This window comes from Mesorhizobium sp. AD1-1 (genome assembly GCF_020164655.1).
Taxonomy (GTDB): Bacteria; Pseudomonadota; Alphaproteobacteria; order Rhizobiales; family Rhizobiaceae; genus Mesorhizobium; species Mesorhizobium ciceri.
Map to the genome: position 1 here is coordinate 1 of NZ_JAIUGP010000026.1, position 17,599 is coordinate 17,599.

Below are 17,599 nucleotides of genomic sequence, written 5' to 3' on the forward strand. Positions count from 1 at the left end.
GTTACCCTCCCCTTGATGGGGAGGGTCGGCGCGGAGCGCCGGGGTGGGGTGCGGCGCAGACCCCCACCCCGCTCCGCTTCGCGGATCGACCCTCCCCACAAGGAGGAGGGTAAAAGCTCAAAACCCAGCCTGATCGCGAAACAACTCCGCATTGTCCAGCTTCGAAACCTCGATCACCGCTTGCGTGCGGCTGTAGACATTGAGCTTGCGCAGGATTTCGGAGACATGCGCCTTCACCGTGGTTTCGCCCACCTGCAGCTCATAGGCGATCTGCTTGTTGAGCAGGCCCTGGCGCAGCATCTGCAGCACGCGCAGCTGTTGCGGCGTCAGTGTCGACAGGCGCTGCACCATGTCGGCGCGGTCGGCGCTGTCGGCGTCCGGCGGCCGGCCTTCATAGGTTTCCGGCACATAGATCGCGCTATCCGCATCCCGACATCAAGGTCGTCGGCACCACCAAATACTTCCTGCACCGCGAACATCTCGCCTCGGTGCGCCAAGTCACCGACATGTCGGGCACCGTCGTCGACGCCACCAGCTACGCCGCCTATGGCGAAAGCCTCAACACCGGCTTCCAGACGCAGAAGAACTACATCGGCGAACGCTTCGATCCCGAGACCGGCCTGCTGTATCTCAACGCACGGTATATGGATCCGGTTCTGGGGCGGTTCATTTCGCCGGATGATTGGGATCCGACGCTGCCTGGCGTGGGCACCAACCGGTATGCGTATGCCCAGAACGATCCGGTCAACAAGAGTGACCCGAATGGGCATGCCATCGATCCGAACGAAGGCAAGGATCCTCTTGGGGCCGAAGGCGGCTCCAAGGCGGCAGACAGCAGCACCAAGTCGAAAGATCTTCAAGCAGCAGGAGACAAGGCTGCAAAGGACCTCTCGAACGCGAGCACAAAGGACAAGAAAAAGAGTTCTGACGGGTCGAAGGTAGCTGACGGCGACGGAGCGCCGGACGAAGCCGACCCGATGCATCACTTTGACGAAGAGCTGGAGAACGACTTATTTGATCCAGTCGTTGGACGTGACAAGCATGTCGACGGTTTCACCATAAAGGGTCTAGGTACTGGAGCGGTTCCGGAGGGCGCTCCGATAAAGGGAGGGACTTATACGTTAAAAAATGAGAATGGCGTGGTTGTCAGAACCGGAAGAACGAATGACTTGACCAGGCGAGCCCTAGAACATGCCCGCGATCCGGCTTTAAAAGATTTCACATTCCAGCGACAAAACCTTACAGATGCCTACAAGGAACAACGCGGCTTAGAACAAATTGCTCACGAAACATATAACCCTTCGCTTAATAAAGTTAGCCCGATTGGTAATAGAAATCCAAATTTCTCTGACTACATGAGGGCGGATAAAGATTTTCTGAGCAGACAGTAGGAGTAAAAGATGGCAAAATTGCCGTACAGAGAAGGAACATTGTTTGCTGTTCCGCTGAGGCGAGGTGGCTACGTCATTGGCTTAGTGGCTCGCTCGGCGCCAAGAGGGAGAATCATTTTGGTGTATCTATTTGGCCCCAAAAGATCAGAGATACCCAATTTGAAAGACATCTCCACGCTCCAGCGGAAAGACGCAATTAGATGCTTGAGGGTGGGGGATCTCGGGCTGATCAACGGCGACTGGCGAATTATAGGAGAATTGGACGCATGGCGTAAAGAAGATTGGCCCATGCCGAGATTTGTGGATAAAAACGATCTATCCAAGAAAGTATTTATTTCAACCTACGCGGATTCTGACCCTTCAGAGCTTGAGCGCCATGATCCCGCCCCCTTGGATATCGTCGGCTTGGAACCCGATGGCTTACACGGTTACGGCGCGGTCGAATTGCTTATGACTAAGCAGTTGGACGGTAATAACGTTTTGTAGTCTTGTTTGCCTCCACTATCCAATTACGGTGACAGAATTACGGCACAGTGCACCTTTTGCTACGTTCGCCCGGCCATCATTGAGCGCGGCGCCTGCGTTACCCTCCCCTTGATGGGGAGGGTCGGCGCGGAGCGCCGGGGTGGGGTGCGGCGCAGACCCCCACCCCGCTCCGCTTCGCGGATCGACCCTCCCCACAAGGAGGACGGTAAAGTTCAAAACCCAGCCTGGTCCCGAAACAACTCCGCATTGTCCAGCTTCGAAACCTCGATCACTGCCTGCGTGCGGCTGTAGACATTGAGCTTGCGCAGGATTTCCGACACATGCGCCTTCACCGTGGTCTCGCCCACCTGCAGCTCATAGGCGATCTGCTTGTTGAGCAGGCCCTGGCGCAGCATCTGCAGCACGCGCAGCTGTTGCGGCGTCAGTGTCGACAGGCGCTGCACCATGTCGGCGCGGTCGGCGCTGTCGGCATCCGGCGGCCGGCCTTCATAGGTCTCCGGCACATAGATCGCGCCTTCCATCACCGAGCGGATGGCTGCGGCGAGGTCGCTCTTGCGCGCCGATTTCGGGATGAAGCCGGCAGCGCCATAGGACAGCGCTTCGGAAATGATCTTCGGCTCCTCGTAACCAGAGACGATCACCACGGGCAAGCGCGGATAGCGGGTCCGGAGTTGCAGCAGGCCGTCAAAACCGTGCACGTCGGGCATCGAGAGGTCGAGAAGCGCGAGGTCGAACGGCTTGGCATCGGCCAGAAGATCGAGCGCCTCGGTGATCGAGCGCGCCTCCACCGTGTCGACTTCCGGATAGGCCATCTGCACGGCGCTGTGCAGCGCCTCACGAAACAGCGGATGGTCGTCGATGATCAGGAACCGGGCGCGATCGTGGGTTGCGGTCATGGGGTTCATTTCAGTTCGTGAGCGATTAGAATAACCTCTCCACCATGGCCAGATTATTGCCAAATAGTATATCGCCATCTCCGGCGGAAAGTGCCGCCGGCACTTTCTCGACCAAATCGCCTTGTCCAGGCCCCCAAATCGGTCGAATGTTCCGGCAACCAAGCAGAGACCCTTGATGACAGAATTCGTCCTTCCCCTGCCCGCAACCGCATCGGTGGCCGTTGCCGGCTCGTCCGATCGTTTTGCGGTGCGCCGTATCTACTGCGTCGGCCGCAACTACGCGGCGCATGCCCGCGAATTCGGCAATGACGAGCGTGATCCGCCCTTCTTCTTCACCAAGCCGGCCGACGCGGTGGTCGATTCCGGCACCGCTATCCCCTACCCGCCGCTGACGGCCAATCTGCACCACGAGATCGAACTGGTGGCCGCGATCGGCAAAGCCGGCTTCCGCATTCCCCGCGACAAAGCGCTGGACCATGTCTGGGGCTATGGTGTCGGCATCGACCTCACCCGCCGCGACCTGCAGGACGAGGCCAAGAAGGCCGCCCGGCCCTGGGACTGGTCGAAGGCCTTCGACCGCTCCGCCCCTTGCAGCCCGTTGGTGCAAGCGCACGAATCCGGCCACCCACAGAAGGGCCGCATCTGGCTCGCCGTCAACGGCAAGGTCAGGCAGGATGCCGACCTCGCCGAACTGATCTGGCCGATACCGGATATCGTGTCGATCTGCAGCGAGGCGATGGAGCTCGAGCCCGGCGACCTGATCTTCACCGGTACGCCGGCAGGCGTCGGCGCGGTTGGCCCCGGCGACACGATGACCGGCGGCGTCGACGGCATCGGGACCATCGAAGTGACCATCGGCCAGCCGAAGTGAGGCCATGAGCGAACTCGTCCTGCACAACTACTACCGCTCCTCCACCTCGTATCGGGTGCGGATCGCGCTGGAGATGAAGGGGCTGAGCTACGACTACGTCCCGCATCATTTGCGCCATGGCGAGCATCTGGAACCAGCCTATCTCGCGGTCAATCCGCAAGGGCTGGTGCCGGCGCTGATCCTCGGCGACGGCACGCTGCTGACGCAATCGCTGGCGATCATCGAATTCCTCGACGAGACCAGCCCGGAACCACCGCTATTGCCAGGGGATGCGGCCGGTCGGGCACGGGTCAGAATGCTGGCGCAGATGATCGCCTGCGACATCCACCCGGTGAACAATCTGCGCGTGCTGACCTCGCTGCGCACGCTGTTCGGCGCCGGCGACGAGGACGTCGTCAACTGGTTCCGCCACTGGGTGAACGAGGGCTTTCAGCCGCTTGAAAAGATCCTGGCCTTGTCGGCGGAGACCGGAACATTCTGCCATGGCGACGCGCCGGGTCTGGCTGACATCTGCCTCGCCGCACAGATTGCCAGCAATGCCCGCTTTGGCGTCGATCTGACGCCCTACCCGACGATCGCGCGCATCAACGCCGCCTGCATGGCGCTGCCGGCCTTCCAGAAAGCGGCGCCCCAGAACCAGATCGATGCCGAATAGAGAAGCCACCGATCCAGAGGAAGTAAAGGCGCTTGCCGACATCGAGGCCTATGGCTGCCATATCCTGTACGTGCTGGAGGAAGGCGACCTGGCGCCCTTCGCCTATTCAGTCGGTATCGAGCACAATTTCGGGGCTCCAGAATTGGTCGTGATAGGTCTGAGGCCTGAAATCTCGCAGTCTATCATCAACGAGTATTGCAGACGGGTCCACTCAGGCGAGGTTTTCGAACCAGGACAGCGAACGTCCGGCTTCGTCAAAGACTTCGACTGCCAGTTCGACGCTGTTCATATCGAGCACTACCCCGAGCATTTCGGCTGGGATCTCTGGTTCTACGACGGCCCGGATTTCCGTGTCGTGCAGCTGATTTTTCCGACGACTGAAGGCCTCTGGCCATGGGACGCCGAGGCCGACGACTGGTTCCGAGCCTGGCAGCCGCTGCTCGACACGGCTCCCGCGTCCCAGGCCTGATCGACGGCATCAATTTCGGACTCGCCGCGCCAAGGAATCGGCTATCTTCGCGCTTCGATGCGCGTGGTCCGTGAAATTATTTGGAGTTATCGATGAAAGCCGTCGTCTTCGAGAAATTCGGCGAAGCGCCGAGGATCCAGACCGTTCCTGATCCGAAGCCGGCAGCCGATGGCGTCGTCATCAAGGTCGAGGCGACCGGTCTGTGCCGCAGCGACTGGCATGGCTGGATGGGTCATGACGAAGGCATCACGCTGCCGCACGTGCCGGGCCACGAACTTGCCGGCATCGTCGTCGCCGCGGGCAGGCAGGTCACGCGCTGGAAGGCCGGCGAGCGCGTCACAGTGCCGTTCGCCGTCGGCTGCGGCCGCTGCTTCGAGTGTAATTCGGGCAATCACCAGGTCTGCGAGCACCAGACACAGCCTGGCTTCACCGGCTGGGGCTCGTTTGCCGAATATGTCGCCATCGAACATGCCGACACCAATCTTGTGCGCCTGCCCGACGAGATGGAATTCGCCACCGCCGCCAGCCTCGGCTGCCGCTTCGTCACTTCGTTTCGAGCCATTGTCGACCAGGGCCGGGTGAAGCCGGGCGAATGGGTCGCGGTGCATGGCTGCGGCGGCGTCGGCCTGTCGGCGATTATGATTGCCAGCGCCATGGGCGCCAATGTCATCGCCATCGATCTCACCGACGAGAAACTGGATTTCGCCAAAAAGATCGGCGCCGTCGCCACCATCAATGCATCTACGACGCCGAACGTGGTCAAGGCGGTCAAGCAGATCACCAATGGCGGCGCGCATATGTCGATGGACGCGCTCGGCCACCCCACCACCTCGTTCAATTCGATATCCAATCTGCGCCGGCGCGGCCGCCATGTGCAGGTCGGTCTGATGCTGGGCGAGCATGCCCGGCCGCAGGTGCCGATGGACAAGGTGATCGCCTTCGAGCTCGAAATCCTCGGCAGCCACGGCATGCAGGCCTACCGCTACCAGGCGATGATGGACATGATCCGCAACGGCAAGCTGAAGCCCGAACTGCTGGTCGGCAAGAGGATCAGCCTCGACGAGGCGCCTGCGGCCCTGATGGCGATGGGCGGCTTCGAGGGCATTGGGATTGGGGTGGTGACGAAGTTTTAGGCGAGGACGGCACCGTCGTCAGGCGATCGCGCGTCGTGGCAATTCCTGCTTCGCGAATCGCTTGGCGCCTACGACGCAAAGCACCACGCCAAGCGTGACGACGACCATCAACGAACTGACCTGTTCGTGCAGCAGCGTCGCTGCCAGTGCCAGTCCGAAGAATGGCTGCAGCAGCTGCAACTGTCCGACCGCGGCGATGCCGCCTTGCGCCAGGCCGCGATACCAGAACACGAAGCCGATCAGCATGCTGAACAACGAGACATAGGCAAGCCCCATCCACGCACTGACGCCGACGCCGTCGAACGACGGCGGCATGGTCAGCAGCGTCAGCACCAGCATGATCGGCAGCGACAGCACCAGCGCCCAGCAGATCACTTGCCAGCCGCCGAGCCTGCGCGACAGCGCGGCGCCCTCGGCATAGCCGAGGCCGCAAGCGATGATGGCAGCCAGCATCAGACCGTCGCCAACCGGCGAGGCCGTCACGCCCTGCGTCAGCGCAAAGCCCGCGACCAGCGCACTGCCTATGCATGAAAACAACCAGAACGCCGGGCGCGGCCGATCGCCGCCGCGCAGCACGCCGAATATCGCAGTGGCCAGCGGCAGCAGGCCGACGAAGATAATGGAATGGGCCGTGGTGACGTGCTTCAGCGCCAGCGCGGTCAGCAAGGGAAAGCCGACAACCACGCCAAGTGCCACGATCACCAGCGACAGCAGATCGCCGCGCTCCGGGCGTTTCTGCCGAAACAGGAGCAGGAGCGCAAGGCCAAGCAGTCCGGCAATCGCCGCCCGGGCCGAGGTCAGGAATGTCGGATCGAATTCCCTGACCGCCACCCGCGTCGCCGGCAGCGAGCCGCTGAAGATCAACACGCCGATGAATCCATTCATCCAGCCACTCGCGGTCTTGTCCATCGTATGCTCCGTTTGTCGGCTCCGTATCGCGCGGAGCCGGTAGTATCGCCAGAGACAATGCGGTACAATTATGCAAAACTGTCATGGTCAGCAGAGCAGTACGGATGGACAAGCAGACTACAGGAAGCGAGAGCGGCGGTACGCTGGTCGAAGGCGTCATGGCGACGATCCGCCAACGGATCGCGGCGCGCAGCCTGACGCCGGGAGCGCAATTGCCGTCGATCCGCACCTTTGCCAAATCCATGCGAGTGTCCAAATCCACCGTGGTCGAAGCCTATGAGCGGCTCGCCGCCGAAGGCGCGATCCGCTCGCGGCCGGGCTCCGGCTTCTATGCCGCCGGATCGCTGGCGCCGCTGTCGCTGGCCGAAATCGGCCCCCGCCTCGACCGCGCCGTCGATCCGCTCTGGATCTCGCGACAGTCCCTGGAGGCCGGCGATGACATGCTGAAGCCCGGCTGCGGCTGGCTGCCCGCTTCATGGATGCCACAGGCAGGGCTGCGCCGGGCACTGCGCACGGTGGCGCGTGCCGACGATGTCGCACTGGCCGATTACGGCACGCCGCTCGGCCTGCCACCGCTGCGGCAATTGCTGGCGCGGCGCATGGCCGGGCATGGCATCGAGGCCTCGCCCGAGCAGATCATGCTGACGGAATCAGGCACGCAGGCCGTCGACCTCCTGTGCCGGTTCCTGATCGAGCCCGGCGACACCGTGCTGGTCGACGACCCCTGCTACTTCAACTTCCACGCCCTGTTGCGCGCTCACCGGGCTAAGGTCGTCAGCGTTCCCTACACGCCGTCGGGGCCGGATATCGATCTGTTCGCGCAGGCGTTGGCCGAGCATCGGCCACGCCTCTACATCACCAATTCCGCCATCCACAATCCGACCGGCGCGGTGCTGTCGCCAGTCACCGCGCACCGGCTGCTGAAACTCGCCGATCAATCGCAATTGACCATTGTCGAGGACGACATCTTCGCCGATTTCGAACATGCGCCCGCCCCCAGGCTGGCGGCGTTCGATGGTCTCAACCGCGTTGTCCATATCGGCAGCTTCTCCAAGACACTGTCGGCATCGGTTCGCTGCGGCTTCATCGCCGCACCGCGCGACTGGATCGAGCCCCTGACCGACCTCAAGATCGCCACGACCTTCGGCGGCGGCCGGCTCGCGGCCGAACTGGTGCTGACGTTGCTGAAGGACGGCAGCTACCGCAAGCACATGGATTTGCTGCGCGCACGGCTTGCGCGCGCCATGGGCGAGACCAGCGCCCGCCTGAAGGCGATCGGCATCACGCCCTGGATCGACCAGCCGGCCGGTCTGTTCCTGTGGTGCAGCCTGCCGGACGGCGTCGATGCGGCTGAGGTGGCCCGCCGCTCGCTGGCCGACAACATCGTGCTGGCGCCCGGCAACGCATTCAGCCTGTCCGGAACGGCTGGCCGTTTCCTGCGCTTCAACGTTGCCCAATGCGCGGACGAGCGGATTTTCAGGGTGCTCGAGGCGGCGATGGCGCGTTGACGCGCATCAAGCTGATCCTGTTGCCTGGGCAACCTTCGGCTGCTAGGGAAACGCGAGCGCACTCGAGAGAATGTCTGCGCCGTCATTTTCCGGGATAGCGTTTATGGGAACCAGCAAGTCAGCAGACAAGTAGGCCGCAACAGCACCTCGTTGTTGCGGCGGCCCGTCATTTCCCATCTTCAGTGAGAACGGCAGATCGCCGCCAAATGTAGCCATTTGAGCGGATGTTCAATCATGCCTTTTCCAAAAAACCCGACATGGACCACTTCCCTGCCAGCAGCCATGGTGCTGATGGCGCCCTTCGACATCCTGGCCTCGCTGGCCATGGACATCTACCTCCCGATTGTCCCGGCGATGCCGGGGATCCTCGAGACATCGCCTGATGTCATCCAGCTGACGCTGAGCCTCTACATGATCTGTCTTGGGCTCGGCCAAGTCGTCTTCGGCCCGATTTCCGACAGGATCGGCAGGCGCCCGGTGCTGATCGGTGGCGCGCTTTTGTTTTCAGGCGCTTCCTTTCTGCTCGCCAGCACCTCGCTGGCCGCTGTCTTCGTCGTCCTGCGCGTCGTGCAGGCCATTGGTGCGTCCGCCATTCTCGTTGCAACCTTCGCAACGGTTCGCGACGTCTATGCGCAAAGACCCGAAAGTGCCGTCATTTACGGCCTGTTCAGCTCGATGTTGGCTTTCGTGCCGGCGTTGGGGCCGGTTGCCGGTGCGTTGATTGCCGACAATTTCGGCTGGCGGGCGATCTTCCTGACGCTCGGAGTCCTGGCCACGGCAGCTACCCTCAATGCATGGCCGAAATGGCACGAAACCCGCCCCTCGAATGGCGATACCAGGCGAATGGCGCTTCGACCCATTCTCTCCAGTCTTGCCTTTTGGACCTACACGCTTGCATTCAGTGCCGCCATGGGCGCCTTCTTCGTGTTCTTTTCGACTGCGCCACGGGTGCTCATGGATCGGGCCGGCTTTTCACAGTTCGGCTTCAGTCTAGCCTTCGCCACCGCGGCGCTGGTGATGATCGTCACCACCCGCTTCGCCAGAAGGTTCATTGCAAGCTGGGGCATCGCCGGCAGTGCCATCAGGGGCATGGCGATGCTGCTGTTCGGCGCGGCGCTATTGGCAGTGGGGCAACTGTTCGCACAGCCGTCCTTCGCGACATTTATCTTGCCGATGTGGGTCGTTGCCGTGGGTATCGTCTTCACTGTCTCAGTCACCGCAAACGGTGCACTCGAGGCGTTTGGCGATGTCGCGGGAACCGCAGTCGCACTCTACTTCTGCATCCAGAGCCTTGTCGTCGGCATCCTCGGCACGTTGTTCGTCGTCCTGCTCGGCGGAGACACGGCGTGGCCGCTGGTCGCCTACTGTTCGGTCATGGCGACGCTCACACTAAGCGCACTGGGGCATTTGCAGAAACGCCAAACCGAATAGACTGGGCAGATGAGAAGCCTGGGCGGTTGGCGCAGGCTTCTCATCGTTGTCAGCGCGACGCCGCACACACCTCCCGCACACAGTCGCGCAACCAGCGTTGCGCCGGATCGGCATCGAGGCGCGGATGCCAGAGCATGGAGATAGTGACTTCCGCGGTGGCAACCGGCAGGGGAAAACTGCGCATGCCGGCGCGTGCGCCCTCGGTATGCCGCTCCGGAACGCTGGCGATCAGGTCTGATGTGCGGGCCATGGCAAGGGCTGCCGAGAAACCGGAAACCATGCACACGACGGTCCGCCGCAGCCCGAGCCGGTTCAAAGCCTCGTCGATCGGCCCTTTCTCGCGGCCACGCCGTGAAACGCTGATGTGTCGGCCTGCGGCATAGCGCTCAGGCGTCACCGCGCCCTCGGTCAAGGGATGGCCCGTTCGCACGGCGCCGATGAAGCGGTCGCGAAGCAACGCCTGGATGCGCACCTCCGGGCCGGTCTCGCCAGCGACGCCTATGTCCAGATCGATCGCCGCGTCGCGCAGCGACATGACGTCCCGGTCGGACTTCGGTGCAAAGCGCAGCCGCACGCCGGGCGCATCGGCCTGGATACGGGCAACGAGACGAGGTGCGAACTCTTCGACGAAGCTCTCATTGGTGCGCAGCGTGAAGACCCTGTCCAGGTTCGGGAGATCGAGCAAGGTGGCAGGGCGCAGGATCGCCTCCGCATCCTGGACGACACGGCCTACCTGCTGTCGCAGTTCTTCCGCACGCGGCGTCGCCACAAGGCCTCGACCGGCGCGAACCAGCAGCGGATCGCCCGTCGCCTGGCGCAGTCGCGCCAGCGTGCGGCTCATCGCCGAAGGGCTGAGGCGTAGGCGGCTGGCGGCGCGCGCCACGCTGCCTTCGGTCAGCAGGACGTCGAGAGCGAACAGTAAGTTGAGATCGGGTGATGTCATCGGCAGAGATCATGACATGATATGGCGCCAAACGCACGAATAAGATGCAAATGCTGCGCCTTCCGCCACATTGGCCAAGGAACTAGATCTCCAGCAGTTCCGGTTGTGGGACTGATGGAAGGAGATCGCCGTGGCAATCGCTGAGCAAAATCCGGACGCGCTGACATCGGCGCCACCACGGATGCAATCCGCCGGCTGGGTGTTGGCAAGCCTGTCGCTCGCCACACTGCTGTCGTCGCTGGGAACCAGCATTGCCAGCGTCGGGCTGCCGTCGCTGATGCAGAATTTCGGCGCGACGTTCCAGGCCGTGCAATGGGTTGTTCTGGCCTATCTCCTCGCCATCACCACACTGATCGTCAGCGCCGGCCGGCTGGCCGACATGTTCGGGCGCCGACCGTTGCTGCTTGCGGGCATCGCGCTGTTCACGTCCGCATCGGTGCTCTGCGGCCTGGCGCCGACACTCTGGCTGCTGATTGCCGCACGCGCCGTGCAGGGACTTGGCGCAGCGCTGATGATGGCGCTGACGCTGGCCTTCGTCGCCGAAACCGTGACCAAAGACAGAATCGGCGGCGCCATGGGCCTGCTCGGCGCCATGTCCGCGATCGGCACGACACTTGGCCCCTCGCTCGGCGGCCTTTTGATCACCGGCTTCGGCTGGCGGGCAATCTTCCTCGTCAATGTCCCGCTGGGAGTGCTCACCTTCGCTCTTGCCTGGCGTGCCCTGCCGGCACGCAATAAAACCGCGCGGCTCGACCGAGGCACGTTCGATGTCGTGGGCACCGCCCTGCTGGCCCTGACGTTGGCCGCCTATGCGCTGGCGATGACGCTGGGCAGAGGCAATTTCGGCACGCTCAACATCGGCCTGCTGATCGCCGCCGGCACCGGCGTTTTTCTTTTCGCCGCCGCGCAGGCGAGAGTGAAAAACCCCTTGATCCGGCTTGCCAGCTTCCGCGATCTTCAGCTGAGTGCCAGTCTCGCCATGAGCCTCGTCGTCGCCACGGTGATGATGGCGACGCTGGTGGTGGCTCCGTTCTACCTGTCGCGCGGGCTCGGGCTGGATGCTGCAATGGTGGGTGCGGTGCTGTCGACCGGCCCGCTCGTCTCGACCTTGTCGGCGCTGGTGGCCGGACGCCTGACCGACCGCTTCGGCGCTCATAGGATGATGGTCGCAGGCCTGCTCAGCCTCACGACAGGCACGTTCCTGCTGTCGCTCGCCGTGACCAGATTCGGCATTGCCGGCTATGTCGTTGCGATCACCGTCACCTGCATCGGCTACGCGCTGTTCCAGACGTCGAACAATGCAGCCGTCATGACCGGCGTTGACGCGGGTCAGCGCGGCGTCGTCTCCGGTCTGCTCAACCTTTCGCGCAATCTCGGGCTCATCACCGGCGCCTCGTTGATGGGCGCTATATTCGCCGTCGCATCGGCCGAAGGGCACGAAGGCATTGGTCTTCTGAGTTCCGAGGCCGCCGCCCGGGGAATGCAGGTCACCTTTCAGACGGCGACGGTGCTGGCGCTGGCTGCGCTGTTCCTCGCACTGCTCTCGGCCCGCGCCACAGGCCGCGCAGAATCCAGGGCTTCGTGACGCGCACACCGCTCAGAGAGTAGAATTCCAAACAGGCTCAGGCACCTGCCCGCTTGCGGCGTTCATAGAGCATGACCAGCGTTTCCGCCGTCAACGCAGGCTTTTCCTCGCCTTCGATCTCGACCGTGTTGGCCGCCTTCATCAGATACTGGCCCGGGCCCCTGTCCTCCATGGACAGCAGCGTGATGCGCAGTCTGATGCGGGCGCCGACCCTGACCGGCGCCAGGAAGCGTACTTTGTCGAAGCCATAATTGAAGGCGGCCTGCGTATTCTCGGGCACGATGCCCATGCCGAGCGCCAGCGCGCCGATGATCGACAGCGTCAGATAGCCATGCGCGATCGTCGTGCGGAACGGGCTTTGCCGCCGCGCCCTTTCAGGGTCGACATGAATCCATTGATGGTCGCCGGTGCATTCAGCGAACTGGTCGATGCGGTTCTGGTCGACCGTCGTCCACTCCGACACGCCGAGTTCCAGCCCGGCCATCGTCCTCAACTGCTCGTAGGTAGGCGGCGTTTTAGGCCGTATTTCGTTCATTCCTGGTTTCCCGATCGCTTCCAGAGCCTCCGGACCACGAACTGACGGCCTCTGTCAATTCGCTCTACACGAATCCGTTCCGTCGATTTCGGCCGCAATCGTGCCACGCCGCCGGCGCAGTCGCAGGCCAACTCGGGCTTTCCGGGCTTCAGGGCGGCCGGCAGCCATGAACCGGTCCCGGCCACATCCGCTACTTCTTCTCGTAGCCGGCGCGGATTTCCTCCATCGCCTCCTTGATGCGGGTGCGCAGGATGTCGACCGATTCGGCACCGGATTTCTTGACCAGTTCAGCCACTTCGCCGGCATTTTTCAACGCGGCCTCGAAGGACTTTCTGGCAAACTCCGTCTGTTTGGCCATCAGTTCCTGCGGATTGCCCGGCGCCCTGTAGCTTTGCGCCATATCGGTGACCTCGCGCAGCGTATCCTGCAGCATCTCGCGCTGCCGGGACAACAGCGAGGTGGCGCCGGCGGCACCGGCTCGTGCCGATTTCTCCAGCGCTTCGAGGTTCTTGCGATGATGGGCAAGGATCGCCTCGACATCGACATTCGGCACCTTCAGGTCGCGGCCGAACCTGCCGAACATGTCCATGAAGGAATCGGATTCCGGTTGTTTTGCCATGCTTGTTTGCTCCCCTTTGCCGCGGATGCGGGCACCCTCGGATGGAGAATAACACTCGCGTGCCGTGAGTCCATTCGGACGCGGAGGAATGAGCGCCAGTCTGGCCGCGCATCAATTCACGAGGAACAGCCGCTCGGCCACATAGAGCACGACACCGGCGAGGCCGCCGATGATCATGCCGTTGAAGCGGATGTACTGCAGGTCCCGGCCGATGTTCATCTCGATCAGCCGCGTCAGTTGCGCGAGGTCCCAGCGTTTGACCTGGTCGGCGATGAACGTCGACACGCCGGCCTTCTGGCTCTCCACGAACGACGCCAGCGCCACCACGAACCCCTGGTTCATGTCGGCCCGGATCTGCGCATCGCCGGCAAGATGCCGGCCGACCTCGACGAACATGTTGGCGAGGTGCGCACGGATGACCGAATTCGGCGCCTTGGCATCCTGCTCGATGAACTGGCTGAGGCTTGCCCACATGTCGCCGGCCAATCCCTTGACCTCCGGCCGGCCCAGGAAGTCGCGCTTCAGCTTTTCGGCCCGTTTGGCGTATTGTTTCGATGTCCTCAGCTTATCGATGAAGCCTTGGGCGAAGCTGTCGAACTCGGCGCGCAGCGGGTGGTCGGGATCGGCCCTCACTTCGTCGAGCAGCGAGCCCGCCGAGGCGACGATCTTCTTCAGGAGATAGGCGTCGGCGCGGAACAGGTTGAACAGCGACGGCAGTTCCTCGCGGATTTTTTCGCGCATCGTTGCCAGCGCTTTTTCGTCATTGAGGAACCGCCCGATCACCTTGGTGAATTCGTCGAACAATTTCTGATGGCGGCGATCATCGGTAAGCGCCGAGAGCAGTTCGGCGGCCAGCGGCGCCAGCGGCACCTTTTCGATCTGTTCGAGCATGCGGCTGGTGACGAAGCCGCGCAGGCCGGATTGCTCTATCGCCGCAAGCGTCTGCGGCACCAGCCGCACGATGAAGCGCGACAGGCCGGCGGCGCGCTCCGTATCGGCCAGCCAATCGGCGACCAGCGCCGAAAAATCGACCTCGGCAAGCTTTTCACGCACCGGTTCGGGCGCCAGAAAGTTGACCTCGATGAAGCGGCCGAGATTGTCGGCGATGCGGTTCTGGTTCTCGGGGATAATGGCGGTGTGCGGGATCGGCAGCCCCAGCGGCCTTCGAAACAGCGCCACCACCGCGTACCAGTCGGCGAGGCCGCCGATGGTCGCCGCCTCGGCAAAGGCAGCGACGAAGCCGAGCCACGCATGGATGTGCTCGAACGATTTGGCGAGCGCAAACACCAGTACGCAAAGCGCCAGCGCGGCCGCCGCGAGGAATTTCGTCCGCCGCAACGCGGAAAGCTTCGCATCCGCTTCGGCATCGAAACGGACCGGCGTCAAGGGCGAAGCCGATTGTGACATGGGTGAGCCGCTCCTCGTCGATCTCAGCCTATCTAGTGTTCCGACGGCCGAAATACCCGCGACAGCCGGTTTCGCCCGGCATCTTGCCCGGCTGCGCACACAAAGTTGAGGAGAAAATTCATCTATCGCGCCAAGCTAGTCTGGAATTATTCCAAGGTATAGGCCATATTCCGCCTGGGCCAATGTGGCGAATCCGGAATGTCGGGTCAAAGCCGCATCAGCAAAATTTCCAGATCTGGCGTGGGTTGCACCGCCCCAGTGCCTTGTGAGGACAATATGCGGCTTACGCGCCAGACCAACTATGCCATGCGCATCTTGATGTATTGCGCGGCAAATGACGACCGATTGAGCCGTATTCCCGAGATCGCGGCCGCCTATTCTGTGTCGGAGCTTTTCCTGTTCAAGATCCTGCAGCCGCTGGTCGAGCACGGCCTCGTCCAGACCGTGCGTGGCAGGAATGGCGGCGTCAAGCTTGGCCGGGCGGCCGAAGCCATCAGCCTGTTCGATGTCGTGCGCGTGACGGAAGAGAGCTTCGCCATGGCCGAATGCTTCGAGAACGATGCCGCCGAATGCCCGCTCGTCGACAGCTGCGCGCTGAACTCGGCGCTGCGCGAGGCCCTGAATGCGTTTTTCGCAGTGCTCGCCCGCTATACGATCGCCGATCTGGTAGCGGCGCGGCCGAATGTACGCAACCTGCTCGGCATCGACATGCTGATGGAGCGCCGCGCCCCGGCTGCCTAGCGTATTTCTCCCCGTTCTGCGGAGAGAAATGCCCGGCAGGGCAATGAGGGGCGGCGCCGACTTCGACAATTGGCGGGAGAAGCGCAGGAAACCGCCATTCGCAGGCCCGGCCTCACCTGAATATCAATAGACCGCCGACTGCGGCAGCACGAACGGCATATTGCCCGCCGGCAGCACGCCGACCTTGAGCCGGCAGTCGAACACTTTCTCGATCAGATCATCGCTCAGCACGTCCCGCGGCGATCCGGCGGCGGCCAGCCGGCCGCGATGCATGACGAAGATCCGCTCCGCATACATGGCCGTCAGATTGAGGTCATGCAGGATGGCGACCACGCCACCGCCCCTTCTGGCGAAGTCGCGGGCAATGTTCATGATGATCAGCTGGTGCTTGATGTCGAGGCTGGACACTGGCTCGTCGAGGAACAGAAAGCGCGGCTTGCCGTCGAGCACCGGCGCCCAGACCTGGCATAGCACGCGCGCCAACTGAACGCGCTGTTGCTCCCCGCCGGAAAGCTCCTGGTAGAAACGGCCGGCAAAGCCGTCGAGATCGACACGCGCCAGCGCCCGTTCCGGCAGCCGCGCATCCTCGCCCGGCAAGGCGCCCGAACGGCCGCCGACAAGACCAAGCTTGACCACTTCCCGCACGGTGAACGGGAACGACAGCGTCGTCGCCTGCGGCAGCACCGCGCGATGGACGGCTGCCTCGGCCGGCTTCATCGTCGAGAGATCTCGGCCGTTGAGGGCAACGCGGCCGGTATAGGCGAGTTCGCCGGAGAGCGCTTTGAGGAAGGTCGTCTTGCCCGAACCATTGGGGCCGACGATGGCGGCGATCTCGCCGGGCCGCGCGTGGAAATCGACACCACTGACGATAGGCTTGCCGGCGATATCAACCGAAACATCCTTTGCCTCGATCATCAAGCCTCACAAATCAACCACGCCGCGCTTGCGCAGCAGGATCCAAAGGAAGAACGGCGCGCCCGCTATCGCGGTGACGATGCCTATCGGCAGTTCGGCCGGCGCAACGATGGTGCGTGCGACCGCATCGGCCAGAAGCAGCAGCGAGGCGCCGAGCAGCGCCGACGCCGGCAGCAGATAGCGATTGTCCGGACCAATCAGCAGGCGCAGCAGATGCGGCACCACGATGCCGACGAAGCCGATGCCGCCGCTGACGGCGACGGATGCGCCGACCGCGGCGGAGACGCCGACGATGGCCGTGTATTTCAGCCGCTGCACCGGAATGCCGAGATGGCCGGCGGTCGCCTCGCCAAGCGCCAGCGCGTTGAGGCCGCGTGCCAGGAACGGCATCGCCGCCAGCGCCAGGACGATGATCGGCCCTACCGACGCGATCTTCGCCCAGGTCGCACCACCGAGCGATCCGAGTTGCCAGAAGGTCAGGTCGCGCAACTGGCGATCGTCGGCCATGAAGATAAGGATGCCGGTCAGCGCCATGGCGAGCGCCGCCAGCGCGATGCCGGCGAGCAGCATTGTGGCAACCGAGGTTTGCCCCCGCCGCGTCGCGACCTGATAGAGCATCAGCGTGGTGGCGAGCCCGCCACAGAAGGCCGCCAGCGGCAGGGCAAGCGTGCCGAGCAAGACTGTCACCGGAGCCAATATCGTCGCGCCGAGCACGATGACGGCAACCGCGCCGAGGCTGGAGCCGGCCGAGACGCCGATCAGGCCGGGGTCCGCCAGCGGATTGCGGAACAGCCCCTGCATGACCGCGCCGGAGACGGCGAGCGCAGCGCCGACCAGCATGCCGAGGATGACGCGCGGCAGGCGGATGTCATAGACGATCAGGCTGTCGCGGGCGCTCAACGCGGCGTCGTCAGGCACTGCGCCGAACAGCCGGCCCCCGATGACGTTGGCGGCCGATGCGTCCGAAGCCCCCGATGTCAGCGACAGAAAAACGGCAGCCGCGAGCCCCAGGCACAGCAGAAGGATGACGATGCGGGCGCGGCCCGACCGGTCGCCTTCGGATACGCTTGCCATCACCGGGCCGGCGATCGATTGATCGACCATG

18 protein-coding genes and 1 pseudogene are annotated in these 17,599 nt (G+C 63.2%); 10 read left to right on the forward strand and 9 right to left on the reverse strand.

Features of this window, described 5'->3' with window-relative positions:
• Window positions 1-117 precede the first annotated feature (117 nt).
• Window positions 118-423 (reverse strand): annotated as a pseudogene (locus tag LB519_RS30200) (helix-turn-helix domain-containing protein); the annotation flags it as partial.
• A gap of 83 nt (window positions 424-506) precedes the next feature.
• On the opposite strand from LB519_RS30200, the gene LB519_RS30205 reads away from it, so the two are divergent.
• Together LB519_RS30205 and LB519_RS30210 are read left to right on the forward strand one after the other, a co-directional pair.
• Window positions 507-1,391: an RHS repeat-associated core domain-containing protein gene (locus tag LB519_RS30205; RefSeq protein WP_224621860.1), complete on the forward strand. Its 885-nt coding sequence runs from the start codon at window positions 507-509 to the stop codon at window positions 1,389-1,391.
• A 9-nt stretch (window positions 1,392-1,400) separates the two neighbouring features.
• Window positions 1,401-1,877, forward strand: coding sequence for an Imm26 family immunity protein (locus tag LB519_RS30210; protein WP_127366450.1), 477 nt, complete (start codon window positions 1,401-1,403; stop codon window positions 1,875-1,877).
• Between the two features lie 212 nt (window positions 1,878-2,089).
• Here the strand turns inward: LB519_RS30210 and LB519_RS30215 are convergent, their stop codons facing one another.
• The gene (locus tag LB519_RS30215) at window positions 2,090-2,773 is read right to left on the reverse strand and encodes a response regulator (RefSeq protein WP_024503826.1); all 684 of its coding nucleotides are present in this window, start codon (window positions 2,771-2,773) and stop codon (window positions 2,090-2,092) included.
• A 175-nt stretch (window positions 2,774-2,948) separates the two neighbouring features.
• Here LB519_RS30215 and LB519_RS30220 point away from each other — a divergent pair, with 175 nt between their 5' ends.
• The 4 genes from LB519_RS30220 to LB519_RS30235 all read left to right on the forward strand — a co-directional run bounded on the left by LB519_RS30220 (window position 2,949) and on the right by LB519_RS30235 (window position 5,901).
• Complete coding sequence (locus LB519_RS30220; protein ID WP_064994030.1) at window positions 2,949-3,644, forward strand: fumarylacetoacetate hydrolase family protein; 696 nt, start codon at window positions 2,949-2,951, stop codon at window positions 3,642-3,644.
• A gap of 4 nt (window positions 3,645-3,648) precedes the next feature.
• Window positions 3,649-4,299: a maleylacetoacetate isomerase gene (gene maiA / locus LB519_RS30225; RefSeq protein ID WP_224621861.1), complete on the forward strand. Its 651-nt coding sequence runs from the start codon at window positions 3,649-3,651 to the stop codon at window positions 4,297-4,299.
• On the forward strand, window positions 4,289-4,768 hold the full coding sequence (locus tag LB519_RS30230; RefSeq protein WP_064993676.1) for a DUF4262 domain-containing protein: 480 nt from the start codon (window positions 4,289-4,291) through the stop codon (window positions 4,766-4,768). The genes maiA and LB519_RS30230 overlap by 11 nt, the downstream gene beginning before the upstream one ends.
• Before the next feature lie 92 nt (window positions 4,769-4,860).
• On the forward strand, window positions 4,861-5,901 hold the full coding sequence (locus LB519_RS30235) for a zinc-dependent alcohol dehydrogenase family protein (RefSeq protein ID WP_064993677.1): 1,041 nt from the start codon (window positions 4,861-4,863) through the stop codon (window positions 5,899-5,901).
• Between the two features lie 18 nt (window positions 5,902-5,919).
• On the opposite strand, the gene LB519_RS30240 is transcribed toward LB519_RS30235, so the two are convergent.
• A complete protein-coding gene (locus LB519_RS30240) occupies window positions 5,920-6,810 on the reverse strand; it encodes a DMT family transporter (protein WP_063168159.1) in 891 nt (296 codons plus the stop codon).
• A 104-nt stretch (window positions 6,811-6,914) separates the two neighbouring features.
• Between LB519_RS30240 and LB519_RS30245 the strand changes: the two genes are divergently transcribed.
• Together LB519_RS30245 and cml are read left to right on the forward strand one after the other, a co-directional pair.
• On the forward strand, window positions 6,915-8,318 hold the full coding sequence (locus LB519_RS30245) for a PLP-dependent aminotransferase family protein (protein ID WP_224621862.1): 1,404 nt from the start codon (window positions 6,915-6,917) through the stop codon (window positions 8,316-8,318).
• A gap of 234 nt (window positions 8,319-8,552) precedes the next feature.
• Complete coding sequence (gene cml, locus LB519_RS30250) at window positions 8,553-9,749, forward strand: CmlA/FloR family chloramphenicol efflux MFS transporter (RefSeq protein WP_224621863.1); 1,197 nt, start codon at window positions 8,553-8,555, stop codon at window positions 9,747-9,749.
• A 49-nt stretch (window positions 9,750-9,798) separates the two neighbouring features.
• On the opposite strand, the gene LB519_RS30255 is transcribed toward cml, so the two are convergent.
• Entirely contained in the window at window positions 9,799-10,692 is an 894-nt protein-coding gene (locus LB519_RS30255) for a LysR family transcriptional regulator (protein ID WP_013531250.1), read from the reverse strand.
• Between the two features lie 130 nt (window positions 10,693-10,822).
• Between LB519_RS30255 and LB519_RS30260 the strand changes: the two genes are divergently transcribed.
• Entirely contained in the window at window positions 10,823-12,277 is a 1,455-nt protein-coding gene (locus LB519_RS30260; protein WP_224621864.1) for an MFS transporter, read from the forward strand.
• Window positions 12,278-12,314: 37 nt separating this feature from the next.
• On the opposite strand, the gene LB519_RS30265 is transcribed toward LB519_RS30260, so the two are convergent.
• The 3 genes from LB519_RS30265 to LB519_RS30275 all read right to left on the reverse strand — a co-directional run bounded on the left by LB519_RS30265 (window position 12,315) and on the right by LB519_RS30275 (window position 14,838).
• Window positions 12,315-12,812, reverse strand: a complete 498-nt coding sequence (locus LB519_RS30265; RefSeq protein ID WP_013531248.1) for a MaoC family dehydratase — start codon at window positions 12,810-12,812, stop codon at window positions 12,315-12,317.
• 190 nt (window positions 12,813-13,002) lie between these two features.
• Window positions 13,003-13,431: a phasin family protein gene (locus LB519_RS30270; protein WP_024503818.1), complete on the reverse strand. Its 429-nt coding sequence runs from the start codon at window positions 13,429-13,431 to the stop codon at window positions 13,003-13,005.
• A gap of 111 nt (window positions 13,432-13,542) precedes the next feature.
• On the reverse strand, window positions 13,543-14,838 hold the full coding sequence (locus tag LB519_RS30275) for a DUF445 domain-containing protein (protein ID WP_063168163.1): 1,296 nt from the start codon (window positions 14,836-14,838) through the stop codon (window positions 13,543-13,545).
• A 276-nt stretch (window positions 14,839-15,114) separates the two neighbouring features.
• On the opposite strand from LB519_RS30275, the gene rirA reads away from it, so the two are divergent.
• Complete coding sequence (gene rirA, locus LB519_RS30280; RefSeq protein WP_013531245.1) at window positions 15,115-15,579, forward strand: iron-responsive transcriptional regulator RirA; 465 nt, start codon at window positions 15,115-15,117, stop codon at window positions 15,577-15,579.
• Between the two features lie 123 nt (window positions 15,580-15,702).
• Here the strand turns inward: rirA and LB519_RS30285 are convergent, their stop codons facing one another.
• Together LB519_RS30285 and LB519_RS30290 are read right to left on the reverse strand one after the other, a co-directional pair.
• The gene (locus LB519_RS30285; protein WP_224621865.1) at window positions 15,703-16,494 is read right to left on the reverse strand and encodes a heme ABC transporter ATP-binding protein; all 792 of its coding nucleotides are present in this window, start codon (window positions 16,492-16,494) and stop codon (window positions 15,703-15,705) included.
• Window positions 16,495-16,500: 6 nt separating this feature from the next.
• Window positions 16,501-17,598, reverse strand: a complete 1,098-nt coding sequence (locus LB519_RS30290; RefSeq protein ID WP_024503814.1) for a FecCD family ABC transporter permease — start codon at window positions 17,596-17,598, stop codon at window positions 16,501-16,503.
• Window position 17,599 lies beyond the last annotated feature (1 nt).

Coding starts and splice junctions, on each gene's coding strand:
- LB519_RS30265 (WP_013531248.1), bottom strand. CDS start 12,812: ATGAACGAAATACGGCCTAAAACGCCGCCTACCTACGAGCAGTTGAGG.
- LB519_RS30205 (WP_224621860.1), top strand. CDS start 507: ATGTCGGGCACCGTCGTCGACGCCACCAGCTACGCCGCCTATGGCGAA.
- maiA (WP_224621861.1), top strand. CDS start 3,649: ATGAGCGAACTCGTCCTGCACAACTACTACCGCTCCTCCACCTCGTAT.
- LB519_RS30255 (WP_013531250.1), bottom strand. CDS start 10,692: ATGACATCACCCGATCTCAACTTACTGTTCGCTCTCGACGTCCTGCTG.
- LB519_RS30230 (WP_064993676.1), top strand. CDS start 4,289: ATGCCGAATAGAGAAGCCACCGATCCAGAGGAAGTAAAGGCGCTTGCC.
- LB519_RS30215 (WP_024503826.1), bottom strand. CDS start 2,773: ATGACCGCAACCCACGATCGCGCCCGGTTCCTGATCATCGACGACCAT.
- LB519_RS30290 (WP_024503814.1), bottom strand. CDS start 17,598: ATGGTCGATCAATCGATCGCCGGCCCGGTGATGGCAAGCGTATCCGAA.
- cml (WP_224621863.1), top strand. CDS start 8,553: ATGCCTTTTCCAAAAAACCCGACATGGACCACTTCCCTGCCAGCAGCC.
- LB519_RS30270 (WP_024503818.1), bottom strand. CDS start 13,431: ATGGCAAAACAACCGGAATCCGATTCCTTCATGGACATGTTCGGCAGG.
- LB519_RS30245 (WP_224621862.1), top strand. CDS start 6,915: ATGGACAAGCAGACTACAGGAAGCGAGAGCGGCGGTACGCTGGTCGAA.
- LB519_RS30210 (WP_127366450.1), top strand. CDS start 1,401: ATGGCAAAATTGCCGTACAGAGAAGGAACATTGTTTGCTGTTCCGCTG.
- rirA (WP_013531245.1), top strand. CDS start 15,115: ATGCGGCTTACGCGCCAGACCAACTATGCCATGCGCATCTTGATGTAT.
- LB519_RS30240 (WP_063168159.1), bottom strand. CDS start 6,810: ATGGACAAGACCGCGAGTGGCTGGATGAATGGATTCATCGGCGTGTTG.
- LB519_RS30235 (WP_064993677.1), top strand. CDS start 4,861: ATGAAAGCCGTCGTCTTCGAGAAATTCGGCGAAGCGCCGAGGATCCAG.
- LB519_RS30220 (WP_064994030.1), top strand. CDS start 2,949: ATGACAGAATTCGTCCTTCCCCTGCCCGCAACCGCATCGGTGGCCGTT.
- LB519_RS30275 (WP_063168163.1), bottom strand. CDS start 14,838: ATGTCACAATCGGCTTCGCCCTTGACGCCGGTCCGTTTCGATGCCGAA.
- LB519_RS30285 (WP_224621865.1), bottom strand. CDS start 16,494: ATGATCGAGGCAAAGGATGTTTCGGTTGATATCGCCGGCAAGCCTATC.